Consider the following 21,242-nt stretch of genomic DNA (forward strand, 5'->3'; position numbering starts at 1 on the left):
GGCCGGCGTACCCCAGAGCTCTCCGGCGCACCTCCCGCGCTTTTTCGCACCCAGAGCCGCGAACCTTGTCCGAAATACCGAACACGAAGGACAGCTTGTGACCGACGCTTCCGCTCCGGCAGCCCGCAGGCCCGGCGAGCAGGCGCTCGCCGCTCTCGGCCTGGCCGCGCCCGCCCTCGACCCCGTCGACGCCTCCCCGCACGGCTTCCCGGGCGGCGGACGCTGGCGCACCGAGATCCCCTCGTGCGAGGGTCCCGAAGCGCTGGCGGTCGTCCTGAAGGAGGCCTCGCGCCTCGATGTGCCGATCCACCGGATCAGCCAGGGCAGCGGCGTGTGGATGCTCACCGACGCCGAGATCACCGAGATGGTAGAGGCGACGGGCGCACGCGACATCGAACTCTGCCTGTTCACCGGCCCGCGCGGCACCTGGGACATCGGCGGCTCGGTGCGCTCCGACTCGCGGGGGGCCGGACTGCGCGCACGGGGCCACGACGCCGTCGCCGGGTGCGTCGAAGACGCCGTACGGGCCACCGAGTTGGGCGTCAGGTGTCTGCTGGTCGCCGACGAGGGCGTGCTGTGGACGCTGCACCGGGCGCGGGAGAACGGCATCATCCCGGCCGACACCACACTGAAGGTCTCGGCGCTCATCGGCCCCGTCAACCCGGCGTCGTACGCCGTCTTCGAACGGCTCGGCGCCGACTCGGTCAACGTGCCCAGCGATCTGACGCTGGATCACCTCACCGAGATCCGCCGGGTTTCGGCGGCTCCCATGGACATGTACATCGAGGCCCCCGACGATCTCGGCGGCTATGTGCGGATGTACGAGGTCGCCGAGCTGATCCGGCGCGGCGCCCCGCTGTATCTGAAGTTCGGTCTGTCCAAGGCGCCCGGTATCTACCCGTGGGGCACCCATCTGCGGGACGTGACCCTGGACACCGCCCGGGAGCGGGTGCGGCGCGGCCGGCTCGCCCTGGACCTGCTCGCCCGGCACGGCGCGGACGGCGACATGGCGCCGCTCGGCTCGCGGCTGCCCGGACCGCTGAACCGCTTCCCCATCACCGAGTGACCTCTCAACGCCGAGAAGAACAAGGACGTATCACCATGCGCAACCGCAGAGCCGCACTCGCCGCGATAGCCGGAGCCGCCTCGCTCGCCCTCACCCTGACCGCCTGCGGTCAGAGCGGCTCGGGCGGCAGCAAGGAGAAGACCGGCGACGTCAAGGGCGCCACCATCGGCATCGCGATGCCGACCAAGTCCTCCGAGCGCTGGATCAACGACGGCAACAACGTCGTCAAGGACCTCCAGGCGCAGGGCTACAAGACCAAGCTGGTCTACGGCGAGGACGACCCGAGCACCCAGGTCTCGCAGATCGAGAACCTGATCACCCAGGGCGTCAAGGGCCTGATCGTCGCGGCCATCGACAACAAGTCCCTGAACAACGTCCTCCAGGAGGCCCACCAGGCCAACATCCCGGTCATCGCCTACGACCGGCTGATCCTCGGGACGAAGAACGTCGACTACTACGCCTCGTTCGACAACGAGAAGGTCGGCACCCTCCAGGGCACCTACATCGTGCACAAGCTCGGTCTGGACAGCGGCAAGAAGGGCCCGTTCAACATCGAGCTGTTCGCCGGGTCGAACGACGACAACAACACCCAGTACTTCTTCGACGGCGCCATGAAGGTGCTCCAGCCGTACATCGACAAGAAGCAGCTGGTGGTCAGGTCCGGCCAGACCAAGCTCAACCAGGTCACCACCCTGCGCTGGGACGGCACCACCGCCCAGCACCGCATGGAGGACATCCTCACCTCCGCCTACAAGAGCGGCCGGGTCGACGCGGTGCTCTCGCCGTACGACGGCATCTCCATCGGCATCCTGTCCGCGCTGAAGTCGGACGGCTACGGCTCGGGCAGCAACCCGCTGCCCGTCATCACCGGCCAGGACGCCGAACTCGCCTCGGTGAAGTCGATCATCGCCGGCCAGCAGACGCAGACCGTCTACAAGGACACCCGCAAGCTGGCCACGGTCGCCTCGACCATGGTCGACGACGCCCTCCACGGCAAGCAGCCGCAGGTCAACGACACCAAGACCTACACCAACGGCGCCAAGGTCGTCCCCGCCTACCTGCTCCAGCCGGTGAGCGTGGACAAGACCAACTACGAGGACGTCCTGGTCAAGGGCGGTTACTACACCGAGTCCCAGCTCAAGTGATCCCGCCCATCTGCCCTGGGCCGAACTGACCCCACATTGATTGGAAGGCACGACCATGGCGGGACCCGTCCTGGAAATGCGCTCGATCGTCAAGACCTTTCCCGGTGTCAAAGCGCTGTCGGACGTCACACTGACCGTCCGCCAGGGCGAGGTCCACGCCATCTGCGGGGAGAACGGCGCCGGAAAGTCCACGCTGATGAAGGTGCTCTCCGGCGTCCATCCGCACGGCAGTTACGAAGGCGAGATCCTCTTCGAGGGAGAGGTCTGCCAGTTCAAGGACATCCGGGCGAGCGAGCAGCGCGGCATCGTCATCATCCACCAGGAGCTGGCGCTGGTGCCGTTCCTCTCCATCGCGGAGAACATCTTCCTCGGCAACGAACACGCCACGCGCGGCTTCATCAACTGGAACGACACCCTCAGGCACGGCACCGAACTGCTGCGCCGGGTAGGCCTCGACGAGCACCCGGAAACCCGCGTCGCCGACATCGGCGTGGGCAAGCAGCAGCTCGTGGAGATCGCCAAGGCCCTGTCGAAGAGGGTGAAGCTGCTCATCCTCGACGAGCCGACGGCGGCCCTGAACGACGAGGACAGCGGCAAACTCCTCGACCTGATCCTGGAGCTGAAGAACCAGGGCATCACCTCGATCATCATCTCGCACAAACTCAACGAGATCCGCCGGGTCGCCGACTCGGTGACGATCATCCGCGACGGGCAGTCGATCGAGACGCTCGACGTGAAGGCGCCGGAGACCACCGAGGACCGGATCATCAGCGGCATGGTGGGCCGCGACCTCGACCACCGCTTCCCCGAGCGCACCCCGCACGAGCCGGAGGCGGGCACGGCCCCCGCGCTGGAGATCCGCAACTGGACCGTCCACCACCCCATCGACCAGCAGCGCAAGGTAGTTGACGATGTGTCGATCAGCGTCCGCCGGGGCGAGATCGTCGGCATCGCGGGCCTGATGGGCGCCGGCCGCACCGAACTCGCGATGAGCGTCTTCGGCCGCACCTATGGCAAGTACGCGGGCGGCACGGTCCTCAAGGACGGCACGGAGATCCGTACGAAGTCCGTCGCCGAGGCGGTGGAGCACGGCATCGCGTACGTCACCGAGGACCGCAAGCACTACGGCCTGAACCTCATCGACACCATCAACCGGAACATCTCGCTGACCGCGCTGAAGAAGGTCGCGAGGCGGGGCGTGGTGGACGAGCAGGCGGAGCGGCAGGTCTCCGAGGGCTTCCGTACGTCGATGAACATCAAGGCGCCGACGGTCTTCGAGCCGGTGGGCAAGCTGTCCGGCGGCAACCAGCAGAAGGTCGTCCTCAGCAAGTGGATCTTCGCTGGTCCGGACGTGCTGATCCTGGACGAGCCCACGCGCGGCATCGACGTGGGCGCCAAGTACGAGATCTACACGGTCATCGACCAGCTGGCCGCCCAGGGCAAGGCGGTCGTCTTCATCTCCTCCGAGCTGCCGGAGCTGCTCGGCATGTGCGACCGCATCTACACGATGGCCGCCGGACGGCTGACCGGTGAGGTGTCGCGGGCCGAGGCCACGCAGGAAGTGCTGATGCGCCATATGACGAAAGACAAGGCGCCGACGGACAACGCAAAGGACGAAGAGGTAACGCGATGAGCACGGACGTCACCGACAAGAGCCCGGCGGCCGCGCCCCCGGGCAAGGGCGGATCGGCCGCCGGCGAGGGCCTGTTGCAGCTGGTGCTCGGCGGCCTGCGCCGCAACATGCGCCAGTACGGCATGCTGATCGCGCTCGGGCTGATCGTCGTCCTCTTCCAGTTCTGGACCAGTGGCGATCTGCTGCTGCCGCGCAACGTCTCCAACCTGGTGCTGCAGAACAGCTACATCCTGATCCTCGCGATCGGCATGATGCTGGTGATCATCGCCGGGCACATCGACCTGTCGGTCGGCTCGATCACGGCGTTCGTGGGCGCGTTCGCGGCCGTGCTGACGGTGCAGCACGGCATGGCGTGGCCCGTCGCCCTGGTGCTGTGCCTGCTGGTGGGTGCGGTGGCGGGCGCCGTGCAGGGCTTCCTGATCGCGTATCTCGGGATACCGTCGTTCATCGTCACCCTGGCGGGCATGCTGCTCTTCCGCGGCCTCACCGAGATCCTGCTCAAGGGCCAGACCCTGGGCCCGTTCCCGGACGGCCTGCAGAAGCTGGGCAACGGCTTCCTGCCCGAGGTCGGCCCGAACACCAACTACCACAACCTCACCCTGGTCCTCGGCATCGTGCTGATCGCCGCCGTGGTGTGGCAGGAGGTACGCGACCGGCGCCGTCAGCGGGAGTTCTCCCTCGACGTGGTGCCCGTGAAGCTGTTCCTGCTCAAGCTCGTCGCCCTGGTCGCCGCGATCCTCGTCCTCACGATGCTGCTGGCCAGCTACGACGGCGCGCCGATCGTCCTGATCATCCTCGGCGTCCTGGTGTACGGCTACGGCTACGTCATGCGCAACTCGGTCTTCGGCCGTCACATCTACGCCATCGGCGGCAATCTGCCGGCGGCCAAGCTGTCCGGGGTCAAGGACAGGCGCATCACCTTCCAGGTGTTCCTGAACATGGGCGTGCTCGCGGCCCTGGCGGGTCTGGTGGTCGCCGCCCGCCTGAACGCGGCATCGCCGAAGGCGGGCGACGGATTCGAACTGGAGGCCATCGCCTCCTCGTTCATCGGTGGTGCCTCCATGAGCGGCGGTGTCGGCACCGTCCTCGGCGCCATCATCGGCGGTCTCGTCCTCGGCGTGCTCAACAACGGCATGAACCTCCTCAGCGTCGGCACCGACTGGCAGCAGGTCATCAAGGGCCTCGCCCTGTTGGCGGCGGTCGGGTTCGACGTGTGGAACAAGCGCAAGTCCGGTTCGTGAGGGTCCAGACAAGGGAGCCGTACGCATGGAACTGAACAGACGCACGGTCATCGCGGGAGCCGCGGCCGCCGGCCTGGCCGCCACCACGCTCGGCACGGCGACATCGGCCGCCGCCGCGCCGGGCGCCCGGGCCGCCTCGGGAAGGAAGCCGGTGAAGGAGTACTTCGGCACGCTCGCCGACGGCACGAAGGTGTACCGCTGGTCGCTGGAGAACGGCGGCACGCGGATGAAAGTCCTCTCCTACGGCGGCATCATCCAGTCCCTGGAGATACCGGACCGGCACGGCCGGTACGCGAACGTCTCGCTGGGCTACGACAACCTCGCCGCGTATGTCGCAGGGACCACGTTCTTCGGCGCCACCATCGGCCGATACGGAAACCGCATCGCCAAGGGGCAGTTCACACTCGACGGCAAGAAGTACCAGCTGTCCGTCAACGACGGCGTGAACAGCCTGCACGGCGGCAAGCAGGGCTTCAACACCAAGGTGTGGGACATCGAGCCGTTCACCTCCGGCTCCGACGTCGGACTGCACCTGTACTACACGAGCGTCGACGGCGAGATGGGCTACCCCGGCACGCTGCGGACGAAGGTGACCTTCACCCTCACCCGGCACGGCGACTGGCGCATCGACTACGAGGCCACCACCGACAAGCCGACGGTCGTCAATCTCACCAACCACACGTACTACAACCTCGCGGGCGAGGGCAGCGGCAGCATCTACGACCACGAACTCTGGCTGGCCGCAGGGCGGTTCACCCCGACCGACTCGGGTCTGATCCCCACGGGTGAGCTGGCGAAGGTCAAGGGCACCCCCTTCGACTTCACCCACCGCAAGCCGATCGGCCGGGACATCCGCACCGGACACCCGCAGCTGGTCACGGCCAAGGGCTACGACCACAACTTCGTGCTCGACAAGGGCGTGACCGCGGGGCCCGAGCACGTGGTGACGCTGCGCGACCCCGGCTCCTGCCGCACCCTGAAGATCTTCACCGACCAGCCGGGGGTGCAGTTCTACTCGGGCAACTTCCTCGACGGCACCCTCGTCGGGCCGTCCGGCCACACCTACCGGCAGGGCGACGGACTGGCTCTGGAGACCCAGCACTTCCCGGACTCGCCGAACGAGCCGTCGTTCCCCTCCACCGTGCTGCGGCCGGGCCAGACATACCGGACGACCACGATCCACCGGTTCGAGGCGTGAACCCACTTCTGTTTCTCCTGAGTTGAACGGGACCACTCGCGTCTCCGTACTGAAGGGCGGCCCGTGCTCCCCCGCACGGGCCACCCTGAACGGAGGTCCCCTTTGGCCGGCAACGTCACCTCGTTGTTCCGCGGCACCGACGCGCACAGCCCCTCGATGGCGGCGCTGGCGCGAGAGGGCGGAGACGGGGCCGGCCCGGTGGACTTCTGCGTCCCGTGCAATCCGTACTTCCCCACCCCGGCCATGTACGACGAACTGTCGGCCCGGCTGTGCGAGATCCTCACGTACTACCCGAGCAGCGCCGACACCGTCACCGGTGAGCTGTGCTCCCTGCTCCAGCTGCCGCCGCAGTGCGTGGCGATGGGCAACGGGTCCACCGAACTGATCACCTGGATCGACCACCTGCTGGTCCGCGAGTCCCTGGCGGTGCCGGTCCCCACCTTCGGCCGCTGGACCGACCAGCCGATGGAGACGGGCAAGCGGGTCGACATGTTCCCGCTCCAGGAGGCGAGCGGATTCGCCCTGGACCTCGCCCAGTACGCCGAGTTCATCCGGCGGCGCGGCACCCGCGTGGCGGTGCTCTGCAACCCGAACAATCCCGACGGCGGCTATCTGCGCAAGCAGTCGGTGGTGCAGTTCATGGACGCGATGGCGGACCTGGACCTGGTGATCGTGGACGAGTCCTTCCTGGAGTTCGCCGACGCGGAGGTCGACCCGAGCGTCGTCCAGGAGGCCATGCTCCGCCCGAACGTCATCGTCCTGCGCAGCCTCGGCAAGAACTTCGGCCTGCACGGCATCCGCTTCGGCTACCTGGTGGCGAACCCGGCGCTCGCGGGCAGGGTCCGCTCGATGCTCCCGAAGTGGAACCTCAACTCCTTCGCCGAACACGTGGTGTTCATGCTGCGCGACCACGGCGCGGAGTACGCACAGAGCCTCCAGCAGATCCGCCGTGACCGCCTGGAGATGACCAGCCACCTCTCCGCACTCCCCGGGCTCACCGTCTACCCCTCCCAGGGGAACTTCCTCTTCGTACGGCTGCCCGTCGGGGCCGAGGGCACGGTGGTCCGGGACCGGATGCTCACCGAGCACCGGATCCTGGTCCGCGAGTGCGGCAACAAGATCGGTTCCTCCAGCCGCTTCCTGAGACTCGTGGTGCGCCCCCAGGTCGACGTGCGTCGCCTGGTGTCCGGCCTGGAACAGGTGCTCTACGGGTCCAGGAGGGGAGCCGCCGTACCCGAGCTGGGCACCGGGACCAGCTACAGCTCGGGTACGGCGGCGGTGGACCGGCTGATGAGCCAGACCAACGGAGGCGGCGTACCGGGCCTGGCCGCACAGGCCGAGGCCATGACCGCCGCTCCCGCTCCGGCCGCCGGCACCGGCATGCCGCTCCCCGCCGCCGTACCCCCACCCGGCGCCGGGATGCCGATGCCGGCGGCAGCCCAGCCCCTGCCTGCGGCGCCCCAGCCGGCCCCGGTACAGCAGCCGATGGCGCCGGTGCCGGTCCCCCAGCCGGTCCCGGCTCCCCTGCCGACGCCCACGCCCCTGCCCGCACCCACCCCCGTACCCGCCCCGATGCCGGTACCGGTGCCGGCCCCGGCCGCCGCGTTCGCCCCCACTCCCCCCGGCGTCCCGGCACGCGGCGGCATGACGGCGGCCCAGGTGCGCGGTATGACCGCGCCCGCGACCCCGGTCCCCGCCACAGGCCTGTCCCCGGCCCCGGCCACGGGCTGGCCGAACGCCCAGAGCTGGCCGAACGCGGCGGGGATGGACCAGGCGGGCTAGCGGGTCTCGCCGCTGGTACGCCACCGGCCAACCCGTCGACCGGTTCAGCAGGTTGACGCCCGGCTCCGGGGTGCCGTTGTCGTTGGCGTCGTAGTAGTGGTGGACGATCAGGTCGCCGTCGGTGTCGTTCATCAGGTACTTGCCGCCGTGGTACGAGATGTCCGGCGCCCAGGCCTCGGTCGCGTACGACGCCCACCAGCCCGGCTTGACGGTGAAGGCGTCGGATCCGGCGGTGAAGGCGATACGGTCGGTGGACGTGCCCGGGTTGGGGTACGCGGACGCGCCGCTCGGGGCGAGGGCGAGCAGGAGCGCGGCGGGGACGAGTCAACAGCCCTCGCAACAACTCGCCTGTCTCACAGGCGAGTTGTGCGAGTCCGCTGCCCGGCCCCACGTCACGTACGCGGGCGTGTGACCGTCAGGACCTTCAGGGCCACCAAGGGGTGGAACAGGGCGGCCGGTGAGGTCACCATGTTGACCACGCGTACGAACCTCGCCCAGACCCCGGCGTCCTTCACCGCCACGTGGAACAGACGCGTGTTGTACCAGTGGGCGAAGCGCGCGGCGATCGGCTGGCCGTCCGGGGTCCACATCAGGTCCGAGTTGGTGGACAGCGTCCATGGGCTCAGTACCAGACGGCCCACCTTCTTCTGGAAACCCCTGGCGAGGCCGTCCAGCCGCCCGGAAGCGCTGTGCCGCTTCAGCATGCCCTGCAGCAGCTCCGCCTCCATCGCCGCCACCGTCAGACCCTGGCCGTAGACGGGATTGAAGACGCAGACGGCGTCGCCGACGGCGATCAGGCGGTCCGGCCAGTCCTTGACGGTGTGGTAGAGCCGCCACTGGTTGTCGGCGTTGGTGTAGCGCCGGGTGGGCTCCTGGGCGGTGCGCCGGCCGATCTGCTCGGCGAGGCGCGGGTTCTGCAGGCTCTCGGCGAACGCCAGATATCCCTCGTCGTCGGTCGGCGGCTGGTCCTGGAACCCGAACAGCGAGCAGGTCCAGCGGTTGCGCTCCACGGCGAGCAGGACTCCGGCCCGGGGCACGCTGGGGGCGAACAGCATCTGGTAGGCGACGTAGTAGTCCGGGTGGCCGGGCTGACTCGCGTGCGGCCGGTCGAAGTTCATCGACGTGTAGGTGACCTTCGCCTTCACGGTCCGTTTGGGCGGCACCGTGATCCCCGTCGCGCCCAGCCAGTCGGTCAGGGAGCTGGTCCGTCCGGAGGCGTCGACGACCAGATCGGCGACCAGCTCGAAGGGCTCCGCGGCCACGGGGTCAGAGGCGTCCGTGTGCTGCGACCGGCATGTCACGCCGGTCACCCGGCCCGAGGAGTCCCGGGTCAGGCCCATGCACTGGGTGGACGGCACCAGTGTGACCTGGGGAAGCGCGAGCACCTTGCGGCGCAGGCGGCGTTCCAGTTCGTCACGCGTGAAGGTCTGGATGCGCACGCCCGTGCGCCGCCGTGGCGCGAGTCCGACGGGCAGCAGGAAGTCGATGCCCTCTCCGTAGTCGAACACCGGCGCTCCCGCCGCGCGCAACTCGTCGCGCAGTCCAGGGAACAGCCGCTCCAGGATCTGCCCGCCCCTGGCGAGCATCGCGTGCGCGTGGTAGCCCTGCGGGGCGCCCGGATGGACTCCGGTGTCCTCGTCCACGGCATCCCGTTCCACCAGGATGACCTCGCGGAAGAAGTCGGCCAGTACGCGTGCGGTCACCAGGCCCGCATAGCTGCCGCCGACGACAACGGCCTTGGCCCAAGGGCGATCTGTTCTCATGTCGTCTCCCATCCAACAAAGTCAACGGCACCACCGAGAGCCCCGGTACGGGGCTCGGGAAGCACCCGGGGAGCGCGTGCAGGCCCACGATCATGTGTCCATGGGCCCGCACGCCGTAACGTCAGATCCGGTCGGCCGCGATGAGCAGGTAGTGGAAGCTGCCCTCCTTGTAGGCGGTGAGGAACGGGTCCTCGATGCCGGTGGCCACCGAGGACTTGGCGCGCAGCTCCCAGTAGGGGATCGTGTCCGGGGTCAGGTCCACCACCTGCATCGGCACGAGGTTGTTCGCGGCGAGAGCCCTGAAGTACTCGCTGCGCGGGTGGATGTTGCAGGTGTAGTGCTCGTCGATCCGGCTGACGGCCTTGGAGCGCATACCGGTGACGTCGTTGGAGCAGCCGGTGATGCAGACATAGCGTCCGCCGTACTCCAGCAGGCGCGAGAACTCGGCGAATAGTTCGAACAGGTCGACGTACATCGTGGTCTCGTTGGTCCAGATCGCCCGGCGGGATCCGGTCTCCAGACGGGTGTCGAGCATGTTGCGGAAGTGGAAGCGGACCTTGTCGGTCACGCCGCGCTGCCGTGCCTGCTCGTTGGCGAAGTCGATCTGCTGCTCGGAGATGCTGACGCCGTCCACGTGGCAGCCGAAGCGGGCGTTGGCCATGAAGCTGGTGCCACCGCGACCGGAACCGGCGTCCAGCAGCCGGTCGTCCGGGGTGATGTCGCCGAGGTGGTCGAGGAGCACCTCGGCCTGTGCCGACTCCAGGCGGTGCATCTCCTCGATGATGCGCTGGTCGCGGGTCTCGGGCGGGCCGGCGAGGACCGAGGGGTCCCATTCGCCGAGGCCGTAGTGGTGGTGGTAGAGGCCGTCGACCTCGCCGAGCTTGATGTTGACCGGGTCCTTCTCCTTGTTCCAGTACTCCGCGACCGACTTCTGGTAGTCGGTGCGCAGGACATCGCGCATGGCGATGCTTTCCATCTGGGTGGAGATCTTGGACATGGGGGTGGTTCCTTACTCAGGGGTGGGGGATGCGCGGGGGACGCGCGCGGGGTCAGGCGGCGTTCGCGGCGGTGTGGTAACGGCCGCTGGTGGCGTGCCATTCGCGGCTGCCGCCGACCCAGGCCCAGGTACTGGCCAGGAAGCGGCGTAGTTCCGGGGAGCCGGTCTGGGCGAGCGCGGCCGCCTCGGCCTCGAAGGTGAGCATCAGCTCGTTGTGGATGTCGACGGTGCGGTCGACGGCCTCTTCCGGCGAGCAGCCGTCCTCGGTGGCGATCAGCCGGGGCAGGCTGAAGTCCGCCGGGTCCTCCTTGGCCATGGAGTAGAGGTCGTTGACGATCACGCTGGCGGTGCCCGCCAGGGTGAACGCGCGCCGTACGCGCAGATCGGAGAACTCGCCGTACGGGATCTCGTAACCGGCGATCGCGTCGACGAGCACCATGCACGGGATGAAGCTGTTCTCGTGCCGGTGCATCAGGTACTCCCACACCGGCGGGCGGTGGCCGGCGGCTTGCCAGTAGCCCTCCTGGCCGTAGGCGACGAACATGATGCCCAGCTCGTGGCGGAGCCGACGCACCTGTGAGGTGGTCGCGTACGAGTGCAGATTGCGCAGGCTGTCCCGAAGGGCCCGCGCGACCGGGTCCGCCCGGACGACCTCCTCCAGCTGGGAGGCGTAGCCGAGCGGGAGGTTCGCCTGGTCGATCACCGAGTGGGCGATGGCAAGCCGCTGGCCGAGTTGCTCGGGCCGGGCCTCCTCGGTCTCGCCGTCCACGTAGTGGTCGTCCACGGCCCATTCCGACAGCGCACACTTGGCCGCCGCCAGCAGCCGGTCCGGATCGTCGGACTCGGGGTGGGCCAGCATCATCAGCCGGCCGAAGTCGGCCCGGCGGATCTTGTCCAGCTGGCCCGGGTAGATCCCCATCTCCTCGGCCCACTCCACAAGACGCTCGGTGACGACCTGACCGAGGGCGGGGTCGTCCCGCACGGCGGGCGGGCAGTACAGCCGGGGCCCGGGATCGAACACCGCCGACGCCGACGCCGACGCCTGCCGGCGGGGCTCGGCGACGGTGGTGCGCAGGGGCGCCGCCGATGCGCCACGGCCGGTGCGGCCGAGAGCTACCGCCGAGCTGCCCGGCCCGGTGGGCCCTGACGGCAACCTGACCGGGGACGGAGCCGCAGCCGCCGACGGATCCACAACCTCCCCGGCCACCGACACACCCGGCCCAGTAGGCCCTGACCACAGCCCGACCCGAGACAGAGCCACGTCCGCCGCCGACTGCCCCGCCTCCAACGGATCCACAACCTCCCCGGCCACCGACGCACCCAGCCCGGTGCGGCCGAGAGCTGCCGCCGAGTTGCCCGGCCCGGTGGGTCCCGACGGCAGCCCGACCGGGGGCGGAGCCGCAGCCGCCGGTGACCGCGGCTCCGCCAACTGCCCCACCTCCGGCGGAAGCACAGCCGCATCGGCCACCGACGCACCCAGCCCAGCGGGACCCGACCGCAGCCCGACCAGAGGCGGAACCCCGGCCGCCAACTGCCCCACCTCCGGCGGATTCACAGCCGCATCGGCCACCGACGCACCCAGCCCAGCGGGACCCGACCGCAGCCCGACCAGACGCGGAACCCCGGCCGCCAACTGCCCCACCTCCGGCGGATTCACAGCCGCGTCGGCCGTCGGCGTGCCCAGCACGGTGGGGCCGGTGCCCGTGCTGGACGCGTCCCCCGGTGGATGCACGGACGCCGGCGGATTCCCTGTGGACGCTGCCCCGTGACCGACCCCCGCCGGACGCACCACCGTCGGCAGTGGCAGCCGGAGTCCACCGGTGTGGGTCCTGCCGTGCCCCGTTGGTGCGCGGTGTGGGGTGGCCGTCGCTCCGAGGGGGACGTGGGCCGCCGACGTGCCCGGCCCGGTGGGGCCCGATGGCAGGCATGGGTCGCCGGACCCGGGCCCGGTCGGCGGGCGGGCCGGCGGTGACGACCCGGCTGACAGCAGGGCCCGTACCAGGCCCGCCGTGTCGTGGGCCGCGGCGGGTGCCGCGACCCGGGAGATCAACGACACCGCCGTCAGCTCCCGTTCGTGCGGGCGATCTCGACGTTCTCCAGGACGCCGAGGGCGTCGGGCACCAGGACGGCCGCCGAGTAGTAGGTGCTGACCAGGTAGGAGATGACCGCCTGCTCGTTGATGCCCATGAAGCGGACGTTCAGGCCGGGCTCGACCTCGTCCGGGATGCCGGTCTGGTAGAGGCCGATGACGCCCTGGTCCTCCTCGCCGGTACGCATGGCGATGATCGAGGACGTGCCCTGCTCGGTGATCGGGATCTTGCTGCACGGCAGCAGCGGCACCCCGCGCCAGGCGGGCAGGTGGTTGCCGTTCATTTCGATGCCGCCGAAGTAGAGGCCCCGCTTGTTGCACTGCCGGCCGAACGCGGCGATCGCCTTGGGGTGGGCGAGGAAACACCGGGTCTTGCGCCGCATGCTGAGCAGCTCGTCCATGTCGTCCGGGGTCGGCGGGCCCGAGAAGGTGGAGATCCGCTGGTCGAAGTCGGCGTTGTTCAGCAGGCCGAACTCCTCGTTGTTGATCAGCTCGAACTCCTGCCGCTCACGCAGCGCCTCGATGGTCAGCCGCAACTGCTGCTGCGTCTGGTTCATCGGCTCGTTGAAGAGGTCGGCGACCCGGCTGTGCACCCGCAGCACCGTCTGCGCCACGCTCAACTCGTATTCGCGTGGCTTGAGTTCGTAGTCGGCGAAGGTTTGCGACAGTGTTTCCTCGCCCACGTGTCCCGAACTGAGCGCGATCTCCGCCTCGCCCGACTTGCTCAGCTTGCGGTGCCCGTTGGAGGTGAGCAGCTGCACATGCCTGCGCAGCGCCTCGTACCGGTCGGCGACCGTCTTGTACGCGCTCATGGGCAGCGCGAGAACCGTGGTGGCGGTCGCCGCGCGGGCCGTGAAGTCCCACTTCTTGGTCTGCCCGGACATCACCCGGCCGCCGAAGGTGTCCCCGTCGGCCAGCAGTCCGATCACGGCCTCGTCGCCGTAGGGGCCCTCGCCGATCTTCTCGACCTTGCCGTGCGCGATCAGGTACACGTGGTCGGCCTTGCGGCCCTCCTGCACGATGACCTGGCCCTGCGCGAACTCCTTCTGCACGAACTTGTCGGCCAGCGCGCCGAGCACGTCGGTGTCCGTGAAGCCGCGCAGCAGCGGCAGCTCGCCCAGCTCCGCGGGGATCACCTCGACCTTGGGGCCGGTCTTCACGAAGGTCACCCGGCCGTCGCCCACGGTGAACGACAGGCGGCGGTTGACCCGGTAGGTCGCGCCGGGCACGTTCACCCAGGGGAGCATGCGGCTCGCCCAGCGGGAGGTGATGCCCTGCATCTGGGGTTCGGACTTGGTGGTGGTGGCAAGATTGCGCGCCGCCGCGGTACTGAGGCTCTGCTGCTCGCGCTGCCGCTGCTCCGACTCCGCGTCCGCAGCCGCTGTCGTCGCTGTGTCGAGTGGCATGGCTCTCCCTCGTCTTCCCTGGGCACGTAAGGACGCGCGACGACCCGTTGTCGTCACGCTGCGTACACAGGGGTATCAGAGCCGCGCTTACGTTGAGTGACCGATACAGAGGGCGCGCGAGGGCAGTCAGCGCACTCTTCGTGCGCCCCTCGCGCGCCCCTTATGGACATCACGCCTGGTCCGAACGATTCCGCAGGTCAACCGAGGGATGACTGCTCACCGGCGAAAACCATGAAGCGCCATCGAATACTCAGCGTGACCGGCGTGGCGGGCGTCGCTCTACGTGCTCGGGCACTCCTTCCACGCCAGGTGGTACACCGTGCTGATGTTGCCGTCCGTCGAGTCCATGGTCATGAAGCTGACCTTGTCGGGGTTGGCGGTGCCCGCGTTCACCCGCAGCTCGGTGTTGATGTTGAAGTTGCGCAGGACCCCGCAGGGCGCCCAGACCAGTTGAGCCCAGTCCGTGCTGTCGGTGGCCTCCCAGTTGTCATTGAAGGGGGCGTTGAAGGGGTGGCTCCTGGGCACGGTGTTCGGGGAGCCCTGGAAGTAGTACGAGGCCTTCTGGGTCGCGCTCGCGCCGGGCTGCAGGGCCAGGAAGCCGCGGTAGTCGGCGCTGGCGATGGCATAGGTGAAGCCCTGGGGGACGTGGACCACCAGGTTCAGCTGGCAGTTCTTGCGGAAGGCCGTGGGGTCGGAGTTGCCGCCGGCCTGGGCCAGGTAGCTGCTGTAGGTCACCGTGAAGGCGGTGTTGTCCGGTGAGACGGCGACCGCGGCGGTGCCCTCGGGGCAGCCGGAGCCGTTCACCGTGGCCACATCGATGACGATCTTGTCCGGGGGCGGGTTGTCGATCGGGCCGCCGGCGGGTCTGTGGGCGGGTATCGCGGTGGAGAGCAGTGCCGCCACGGCACCGCTCAGGAGGAGTCCACCAGCCATGATTTCTCCCATGGTCGGGTGTGGGGGGTCTGTGTGGAGCCTGTGAAGCGTTCCGCATCGTAGGAAGCCCCGCTCACTCCCGGGAGGTTCAACTCCGGCCATTCACAACCGGCCGTTCACACCGATCCCCTACGGGTTCTCCCAGGCCTCCGGTTCCGCCGCCAGCGCGCGGACGGGCTCCGGCAGGGCGTCCGCCGCGAGGTCGGCGAGGGTGACGCCCTCCAGGATCCTGCGGACGTTCGCGCGCAGCGCGATCCACAGGGGCAGCAGGGGCTGTGCGGTGCCGGTGTAGGCGAGGCCCGTCGGGCGTTCACCGCGGACCGACACGATCGGGCCGTCCACGGCCCGGATCACATCCGCGACCGTGACGTCGGACGCGTTCCGCGCCAGCCGGTAGCCGCCGCCTCCCCCGCGCCGGCTGTCGACGATCCCGGCCCGCCTCAGATCGCCCAGGATCCCTTCCAGGAACTTGTGCGGGATGCCCTGCACGGCGGCGATTTCCTCCGCCTTCACGGGGCCGTTAGTCTGCCGTACGGCCAACTCCAGTACCGCCCGTACCGCGTAGTCCGCCCGTGCCGAGATCCTCATGAATCCATTGTGGGGCGTCGCCGCGGGGGGAGTGGCCCTCGCCCGCGCCCCCGTAAGATCGCCCGGGAGGATCCAACCTTGGCGCTCAGCAGACGAAATTTCAGTGCCCTGGCCGGCTCGGCCGCGCTCGGGCTCGCCCTGGGCGGCAGCGACGGCACGGGGGCACCCTCGGCATACGCGGCGCGCAGTGTGCCGACCGGCCCGGCGCCCGCCCCGCCGAGCGCCGACGGCGAGCGGCACACGATCGGCTATGACCGGTACTCGCTGCTCGTGGACGGCAGACGGCTGGTCGTGTGGTCAGGCGAGATGCATCCCTTCCGGCTGCCGAGCCCCTCCCTGTGGCGGGACGTCCTGCAGAAGATGCGCGCCCACGGCTACAACGCCGTGAGCATCTACGTGGCCTGGAACTACCACTCCCCCACACCCGGCAGGTACGACTTCACCGGCGTCCGGGACCTGGACCTGTTCCTGCGCATGGCCGCCGAGACCGGCCTGTACGTCATCCTGCGGCCCGGCCCGTACATCAACGCCGAGGTGGACGGCGGCGGCTTCCCCGGCTGGCTGACCGCGACCGAGGGCACGGCCCGGACCGACGACCCGACGTATCTCGGGCACGTCGACTCGTGGCTGACCCAGGTGAACCGGATCGCCCGCAAGCACCTGTTCACACAGGGCACCGGCACGATCCTGCTGTACCAGATCGAGAACGAGTACGACGCCCACACCGACGGGATGGGCCGGGCGTACATGTCCCACCTGTACAAGAAGGTGCGGGCCGACGGCATCGACGTGCCGCTGTTCCACAACGACAAGGGGCGCAACGGCTACTGGGTGCCCGGTTCGTTCGGCACCGGCGGCGAGAAGGGCGGCTGGCTGTACGGCTTCGACGGATATCCGTCGCCGTCCCAGACCCCGCCGGACTGGGGGACGTTCGGGCCCGGCGGGGCGAAGGGCGGGGCCGGCGCCTCGCCGTCCACACCCGGCTTCGTGCCGGAGTTCGGCGGCGGCTGGTTCGACCCGTGGGGCGGCGCCTGGTTCGACGGCAAGGGGTACGCCGAGTCACGGCGCACCCGGGACGCCGCCTACGAGCGCCGCTTCTATCTCACCAACCTCGCCAACGGGCTCACCCTGCACAACGTGTACATGACCTTCGGCGGGACCTCCTGGGGCTGGCTGCCCGCGCCGGTCGTCTACACGTCGTACGACTACGGCGCCGCCATCGACGAGGCCCGGAACGTCACCGACAAGATCGCGCCGATGCACCAGCTCGGCCATCTGCTCCAACGCGTCCCCGACTTCGCCAAGCTGGACCGGGCGGCGGAGGTGAAGGCCGAGGGCCTGAAGGTCTACCACCTGACCAACCCGGACACCGGCGCCCATGTCTACGTCGCCCGCAACGACGGCGCGGACGCGGTCACCACCGATCTGCCGACCGACGCCGGCCGGGTGCGGATCACCGTGCCCGGCAAGGACGCCAGGCTGCTGACGACCGGGCTGAAGCTGGGCCGGCGCACGCTCAAGTACTCCACCGCCGAGCCCGTGCTGTGTGTGACGGCGGGGCGGCAGGACATCGCGCTGTTCTCGGGCCGCCACGGCGAGATGACCGAGCTGGTCCTGAAGTGCGAGGCCGAGCCGGACGTCATGCGGCTCGACCCGGAGGCCGCCTGGGCCTTCGACGGCGACGACGCGCTGCATGTGAACACGCCGCTCGGCGAGGGCGGACTGACCCGGGTGCTGGTGCAGAAGGGCGAGACCGAGACCCCGCTGCTGCTGCTCTTCGCCGACGACGACACCGCCGTACGCGTGTTTCCGTACGACACCCCGTCCGGGACCCTGCTGGTGTACGGCCCTGCGCTGCTGCGCCATGTCGAACTGCGTGGCTCCGAGGTCCACTTGACGGGTGACGTCACGGACACGACGGGCGTGGAGGTGTGGGGGCCGCGCGGCATCGACACCCTGGTGTGGAACGGGCGCAGGCTGCCCACCCGGGTGACGCTGTCCGGCAGCCTGATGACCACCGGCCTGCTGCCGTCCGTCCCCGAGGTGAGGCTGCCCGAGCTGGGCGGCTGGCGGATGCGTACGGAGAACCCGGAGGTCGGGCCGAGTTTCGACGACTCGGGCTGGCAGGCGGCGGACAAGAAGACGTCGTTCAGCACCACGCCCGTCCCCGACGGCGGGCCGGTCCTCTTCGCCGACGACTACGGGTTCCACTACGGAGACGTCTGGTACCGGGGCTCCTTCACCGACTCCACCGGCCTGGAGGAGGTCTCGCTCGCCTACAGCACCGGCACCCAGGGCCTGTTGATGGCCTGGCTCGACGGCGAGCCGCTGGGCACCCACCGGATGCCGGTACCGGACAAGAACACGACGACCAGGCAGGGGACTTGGACGGCGACCGCCGCCTTCCCCATCCGGGAGGCGCTGCGCTCCCCCGGCCGGCATGTGCTGTCCGTGCTCGTACGGCGCATGCAGCACGACCAGGACGGCAGGGGCCTGGACACCCACAAGGCGGCCCGGGGCCTGACGGCGGCGTCCTTCAAGGGGGCTTCTCCGACGGTGAGCTGGCGGATCCAGGGCGAGAAGGCCCCCGACCCCGTGCGCGGCCCGATGAACAACGGCGGTCTGTACGGCGAGCGGGAGGGCTGGCATCTGCCCGGCTTCCGGGACCACGACTGGGAGCGGACGGCCTTCCCGCGCGCAGCCCGGTACCAGGGCGTGACCTGGTACCGGACCACCTTCCGGCTCTCGGTCCCGGCGGACATCGACGCCTCGGTCGGCCTGACCCTGGAGGACGACCCGTACCGGGCCTACCGGGCGCAGATCTTCCTGAACGGCTGGAACATGGGCCAGTACATCAACAACGTGGGGCCGCAGCACACCTTCGTCCTGCCGAACGGCGTCCTGCGCACCCGGGGCACCAACACCCTCGCGCTGGCGGTCCTCTCGGAGTTCACCACGCTGTCGGGGCCGGGGAAGGTGGGCCTGACGCTGCTCGGCAGAGCGACGGGAGGACTGCCGGTCACGCCAGTCTGATCACGTTCCAGGACAGTGGCTCCAGTACGGCGGTGAGGGCGCCGTGCGACAGGGCGGTGCCCTCGACCGGGTGCGGGGTGACCCGCCCGGGGTCGTCGAGGGTGTTACGGGCGTCGGGGTCGGCGTCGGCGAGCGCGCTGTGCTCGGTGACGGTCGTCAACTCCAGTCTGCTGAGGATGACTTCGAGCGGCAGGGCGTCCGTACGGCTGCGGTTGACGGCGAACACCGTGACCGTGCCGTCGGCCGCGCGGACGGCCGTCGCGTGCAGCAGATCCGTCTCGCCGTACTTCTTCGTCTCGTACGTCGGCGAGTCCACCCGCACGTCGAGAACCTCGCCCCGGCCGTACCTCGACGCCTGCGCGAACGGGAAGAACGTCGTCTGCCGCCAGGCCGGGCCGCCCGGCTCGGTCATGATCGGGGCGATCACGTTGACCAGCTGGGCGAGGCAGGCGACGGTGACGCGGTCGGCGTGCCGGAGCAGGGCGATGAGGAGCGAGCCGAGGACGACGGCGTCCGTGACGCTGTAGTTGTCCTCCAGCAGCCGGGGTGCCTCGGGCCAGTCGGACTGGTCGAGGCTCTTGGCGTACTCCTCCCAGCGGGAGAGGTACCAGACGTTCCACTCGTCGAAGGAGAGGTTGATCTTCTTCTTGGACTTGAGCCGGGCGCCCACGTGGTCGGCCGTGGCCACCACGTTCTCGATGAAGGACTCCATGTCGACCGCCGAGGCGAGGAAGGAGTCCAGGTCGCCGTCGACGGGTTCGTAGTAGGCGTGCAGCGAGATGTGGTCGACCAGGTCGTACGCCTCCTCCAGGACGGTCGCCTCCCATGCGGCGAAGGTCGGCATGGCCTGGCTGGAGGAACCGCAGGCGACGAGTTCGACGGCCGGGTCCGCCTGACGCATGGCGCGGGCCGTCTCGGCGGCGACACGCCCGTATTCCCGTGCCGTCTTGTGCCCGGTCTGCCAGGGCCCGTCCATCTCGTTGCCGAGGCACCACAGCTTGATCCCGAAGGGTTCCTTGTCGCCGTGGGTGGCGCGGAGGTCGGAGAGCGCTGTGCCGGAGGGGTGGTTGGCGTACTCCTGCAGTTCGAGTGCTTCGGCGACGCCTCGCGTGCCGAGGTTCACGGCCATCATGGGTTCGGCCTGGGAGCCGACCTTCTTGAGGAAGGCGATGTACTCGGAGAGGCCGAACCGGTTCGTCTCGGTGGAGTGCCAGGCGAGGTCGAGTCGGCGGGGGCGGTCTTCGACGGGGCCGACCGAGTCCTCCCACTTGTAGCCGGAGACGAAGTTGCCGCCCGGATAGCGGATGGCGGTGACACCGAGTTCGCGGACGAGGCCGAGGACGTCGGTCCGCAGGCCCTCGGCATCGGCCGCGGGGTGCTCCGGCTCGTAGATGCCGGTGTAGACGCAGCGGCCGAGGTGTTCGACGAAGGATCCGAAGAGCCGGGGACTGACCTCCCCGACGGTGAAGGCGGGGTCCAGGGTGAAACGGGCGGTGCTCTTGCTCATGAGGTCCTTTCGAGTCACTTCACAACAGGCCATCCGGCGCGCCGGCCCAGCTGGTTCAAACCCAGCTCGGGCGTGCCGTTGTCGTCCGCGTCGTAGTAGTGGTACGCCAGCCACGTCTTGCCGTGGGTGCGGAACGTCGCCCCTGCGCCGGGGCCGATACAGCGGCCGTGGGAGGCCAGGACGAGGTCGCCGCCGCCGTCGAGCGGCCCACTCGGATCTTGTAGGTGCGTAGAGCTTGCCGTCGATGACGCCGCGCTGCCACAGCCTGGGGTGGTAGTCCTGTTCGCGCAGGCCGTACTTGGCGAGCAGGCCGATGTCCCAGGCGTCCAGGAGGCGGCCCGGCGCGAAGCCGGCGACCCGGCCGATGTGCATCACGCCGAGGTCGGGTGCGCGGTTGCCGGCGGCCGCCATGGCGAGCTCGGTGGAGAAGGGGTTGCCCCACTGGAGGGTCGAGTCCTTCACGGCGATGTCCGGACACGTCTTCCGGAAGGCGTTCAGCATCGCGATCATGTTGGCGCCGTCGCCGCCGCTGAAGAGGTTCCAGTAGCGCACGCGGGTGCGCGCGGTGGAGGCGAACGCGTCGGCTCCGGTGCCGAGTGCGGCGAAGCCGAAGCTGCCGGCCACCGCCAAGCCGCCCGCCGCCGTGAGGAGTTGCCTGCGATTCAGGCCAGGTTGCCCCCATACCTCGCCCCCACCGTCCTCAGATGTTCGCGATATCGAATGACGCCCGCAACTTCGAACGGGACCGTAGATTCGAAGCGCTTCCGCGTCAATGGGCCGGACACAAGCTCATGGGGGTCGAACGCGAGCTCATGAGGTCGTTCCCGGTTGAACGACGCTCGCCGGATCGCATGACGCGCA

The 21,242-nt window shown here is 69.3% G+C and carries 15 protein-coding genes and 1 pseudogene; 8 read left to right on the plus strand and 8 right to left on the minus strand.

The features are described from left to right. Positions 1 to 97: 97 nt before the first annotated feature. The 7 genes from AV521_RS18330 to AV521_RS49305 all read left to right on the plus strand — a co-directional run bounded on the left by AV521_RS18330 (position 98) and on the right by AV521_RS49305 (position 8,477). A complete protein-coding gene (locus AV521_RS18330; RefSeq protein WP_076089530.1) occupies positions 98 to 1,066 on the plus strand; it encodes a hypothetical protein in 969 nt (322 codons plus the stop codon). A 35-nt stretch (positions 1,067 to 1,101) separates the two neighbouring features. Further along, positions 1,102 to 2,211 (plus strand): multiple monosaccharide ABC transporter substrate-binding protein, encoded by a 1,110-nt coding sequence (gene chvE, locus AV521_RS18335; RefSeq protein WP_076089531.1) that lies wholly within the window; start codon positions 1,102 to 1,104, stop codon positions 2,209 to 2,211. A 55-nt stretch (positions 2,212 to 2,266) separates the two neighbouring features. Beyond that, positions 2,267 to 3,844, plus strand: a complete 1,578-nt coding sequence (mmsA, locus tag AV521_RS18340; protein WP_076089532.1) for a multiple monosaccharide ABC transporter ATP-binding protein — start codon at positions 2,267 to 2,269, stop codon at positions 3,842 to 3,844. Next, entirely contained in the window at positions 3,841 to 5,085 is a 1,245-nt protein-coding gene (mmsB, locus tag AV521_RS18345; protein ID WP_076089533.1) for a multiple monosaccharide ABC transporter permease, read from the plus strand. The genes mmsA and mmsB overlap by 4 nt, the downstream gene beginning before the upstream one ends. 25 nt (positions 5,086 to 5,110) lie before the next feature. Further along, entirely contained in the window at positions 5,111 to 6,283 is a 1,173-nt protein-coding gene (locus tag AV521_RS18350; protein ID WP_076089534.1) for an aldose epimerase family protein, read from the plus strand. 102 nt (positions 6,284 to 6,385) lie between these two features. Further along, complete coding sequence (locus AV521_RS18355; protein WP_076089535.1) at positions 6,386 to 8,065, plus strand: histidinol-phosphate transaminase; 1,680 nt, start codon at positions 6,386 to 6,388, stop codon at positions 8,063 to 8,065. 121 nt (positions 8,066 to 8,186) lie between these two features. After that, positions 8,187 to 8,477, plus strand: a complete 291-nt coding sequence (locus tag AV521_RS49305; protein ID WP_076089536.1) for a hypothetical protein — start codon at positions 8,187 to 8,189, stop codon at positions 8,475 to 8,477. On the opposite strand, the gene AV521_RS18365 is transcribed toward AV521_RS49305, so the two are convergent. From AV521_RS18365 to AV521_RS18390, 6 genes are all read right to left on the minus strand, one after another. Next, positions 8,458 to 9,828: an NAD(P)/FAD-dependent oxidoreductase gene (locus AV521_RS18365; protein ID WP_179023193.1), complete on the minus strand. Its 1,371-nt coding sequence runs from the start codon at positions 9,826 to 9,828 to the stop codon at positions 8,458 to 8,460. The genes AV521_RS49305 and AV521_RS18365 overlap by 20 nt on opposite strands. 121 nt (positions 9,829 to 9,949) lie before the next feature. Continuing rightward, entirely contained in the window at positions 9,950 to 10,825 is an 876-nt protein-coding gene (locus AV521_RS18370; RefSeq protein WP_256725592.1) for a geranyl diphosphate 2-C-methyltransferase, read from the minus strand. Between the two features lie 52 nt (positions 10,826 to 10,877). After that, positions 10,878 to 11,978 (minus strand): family 2 encapsulin nanocompartment cargo protein terpene cyclase, encoded by a 1,101-nt coding sequence (locus AV521_RS18375; RefSeq protein WP_218639354.1) that lies wholly within the window; start codon positions 11,976 to 11,978, stop codon positions 10,878 to 10,880. 908 nt (positions 11,979 to 12,886) lie between these two features. Next, complete coding sequence (locus AV521_RS18380; RefSeq protein ID WP_076089538.1) at positions 12,887 to 14,320, minus strand: family 2B encapsulin nanocompartment shell protein; 1,434 nt, start codon at positions 14,318 to 14,320, stop codon at positions 12,887 to 12,889. Positions 14,321 to 14,599: 279 nt separating this feature from the next. After that, positions 14,600 to 15,253 carry a DUF4360 domain-containing protein gene (locus AV521_RS18385; RefSeq protein WP_076089539.1) on the minus strand — a complete coding sequence of 218 codons (654 nt, stop codon included), beginning with the start codon at positions 15,251 to 15,253 and terminating at the stop codon, positions 14,600 to 14,602. A 129-nt stretch (positions 15,254 to 15,382) separates the two neighbouring features. Beyond that, positions 15,383 to 15,841, minus strand: a complete 459-nt coding sequence (locus AV521_RS18390; protein ID WP_076089540.1) for an Rrf2 family transcriptional regulator — start codon at positions 15,839 to 15,841, stop codon at positions 15,383 to 15,385. Between the two features lie 78 nt (positions 15,842 to 15,919). On the opposite strand from AV521_RS18390, the gene AV521_RS18395 reads away from it, so the two are divergent. Next, on the plus strand, positions 15,920 to 18,874 hold the full coding sequence (locus AV521_RS18395) for a beta-galactosidase (protein WP_076089541.1): 2,955 nt from the start codon (positions 15,920 to 15,922) through the stop codon (positions 18,872 to 18,874). Here the strand turns inward: AV521_RS18395 and AV521_RS18400 are convergent. Together AV521_RS18400 and AV521_RS50100 are read right to left on the minus strand one after the other, a co-directional pair. Next, entirely contained in the window at positions 18,861 to 20,381 is a 1,521-nt protein-coding gene (locus tag AV521_RS18400; protein ID WP_076089598.1) for an alpha-N-arabinofuranosidase, read from the minus strand. The two genes, AV521_RS18395 and AV521_RS18400, sit on opposite strands and share 14 nt — an antisense overlap. Positions 20,382 to 20,606: 225 nt before the next feature. Beyond that, a pseudogene (locus AV521_RS50100) lies at positions 20,607 to 21,098 on the minus strand (sugar transporter); the annotation flags it as partial. Positions 21,099 to 21,242: the final 144 nt, after the last annotated feature.

The sequence above is a fragment of the Streptomyces sp. IMTB 2501 genome, from assembly GCF_001953885.1.
Taxonomy (GTDB): domain Bacteria; phylum Actinomycetota; class Actinomycetes; order Streptomycetales; family Streptomycetaceae; genus Streptomyces.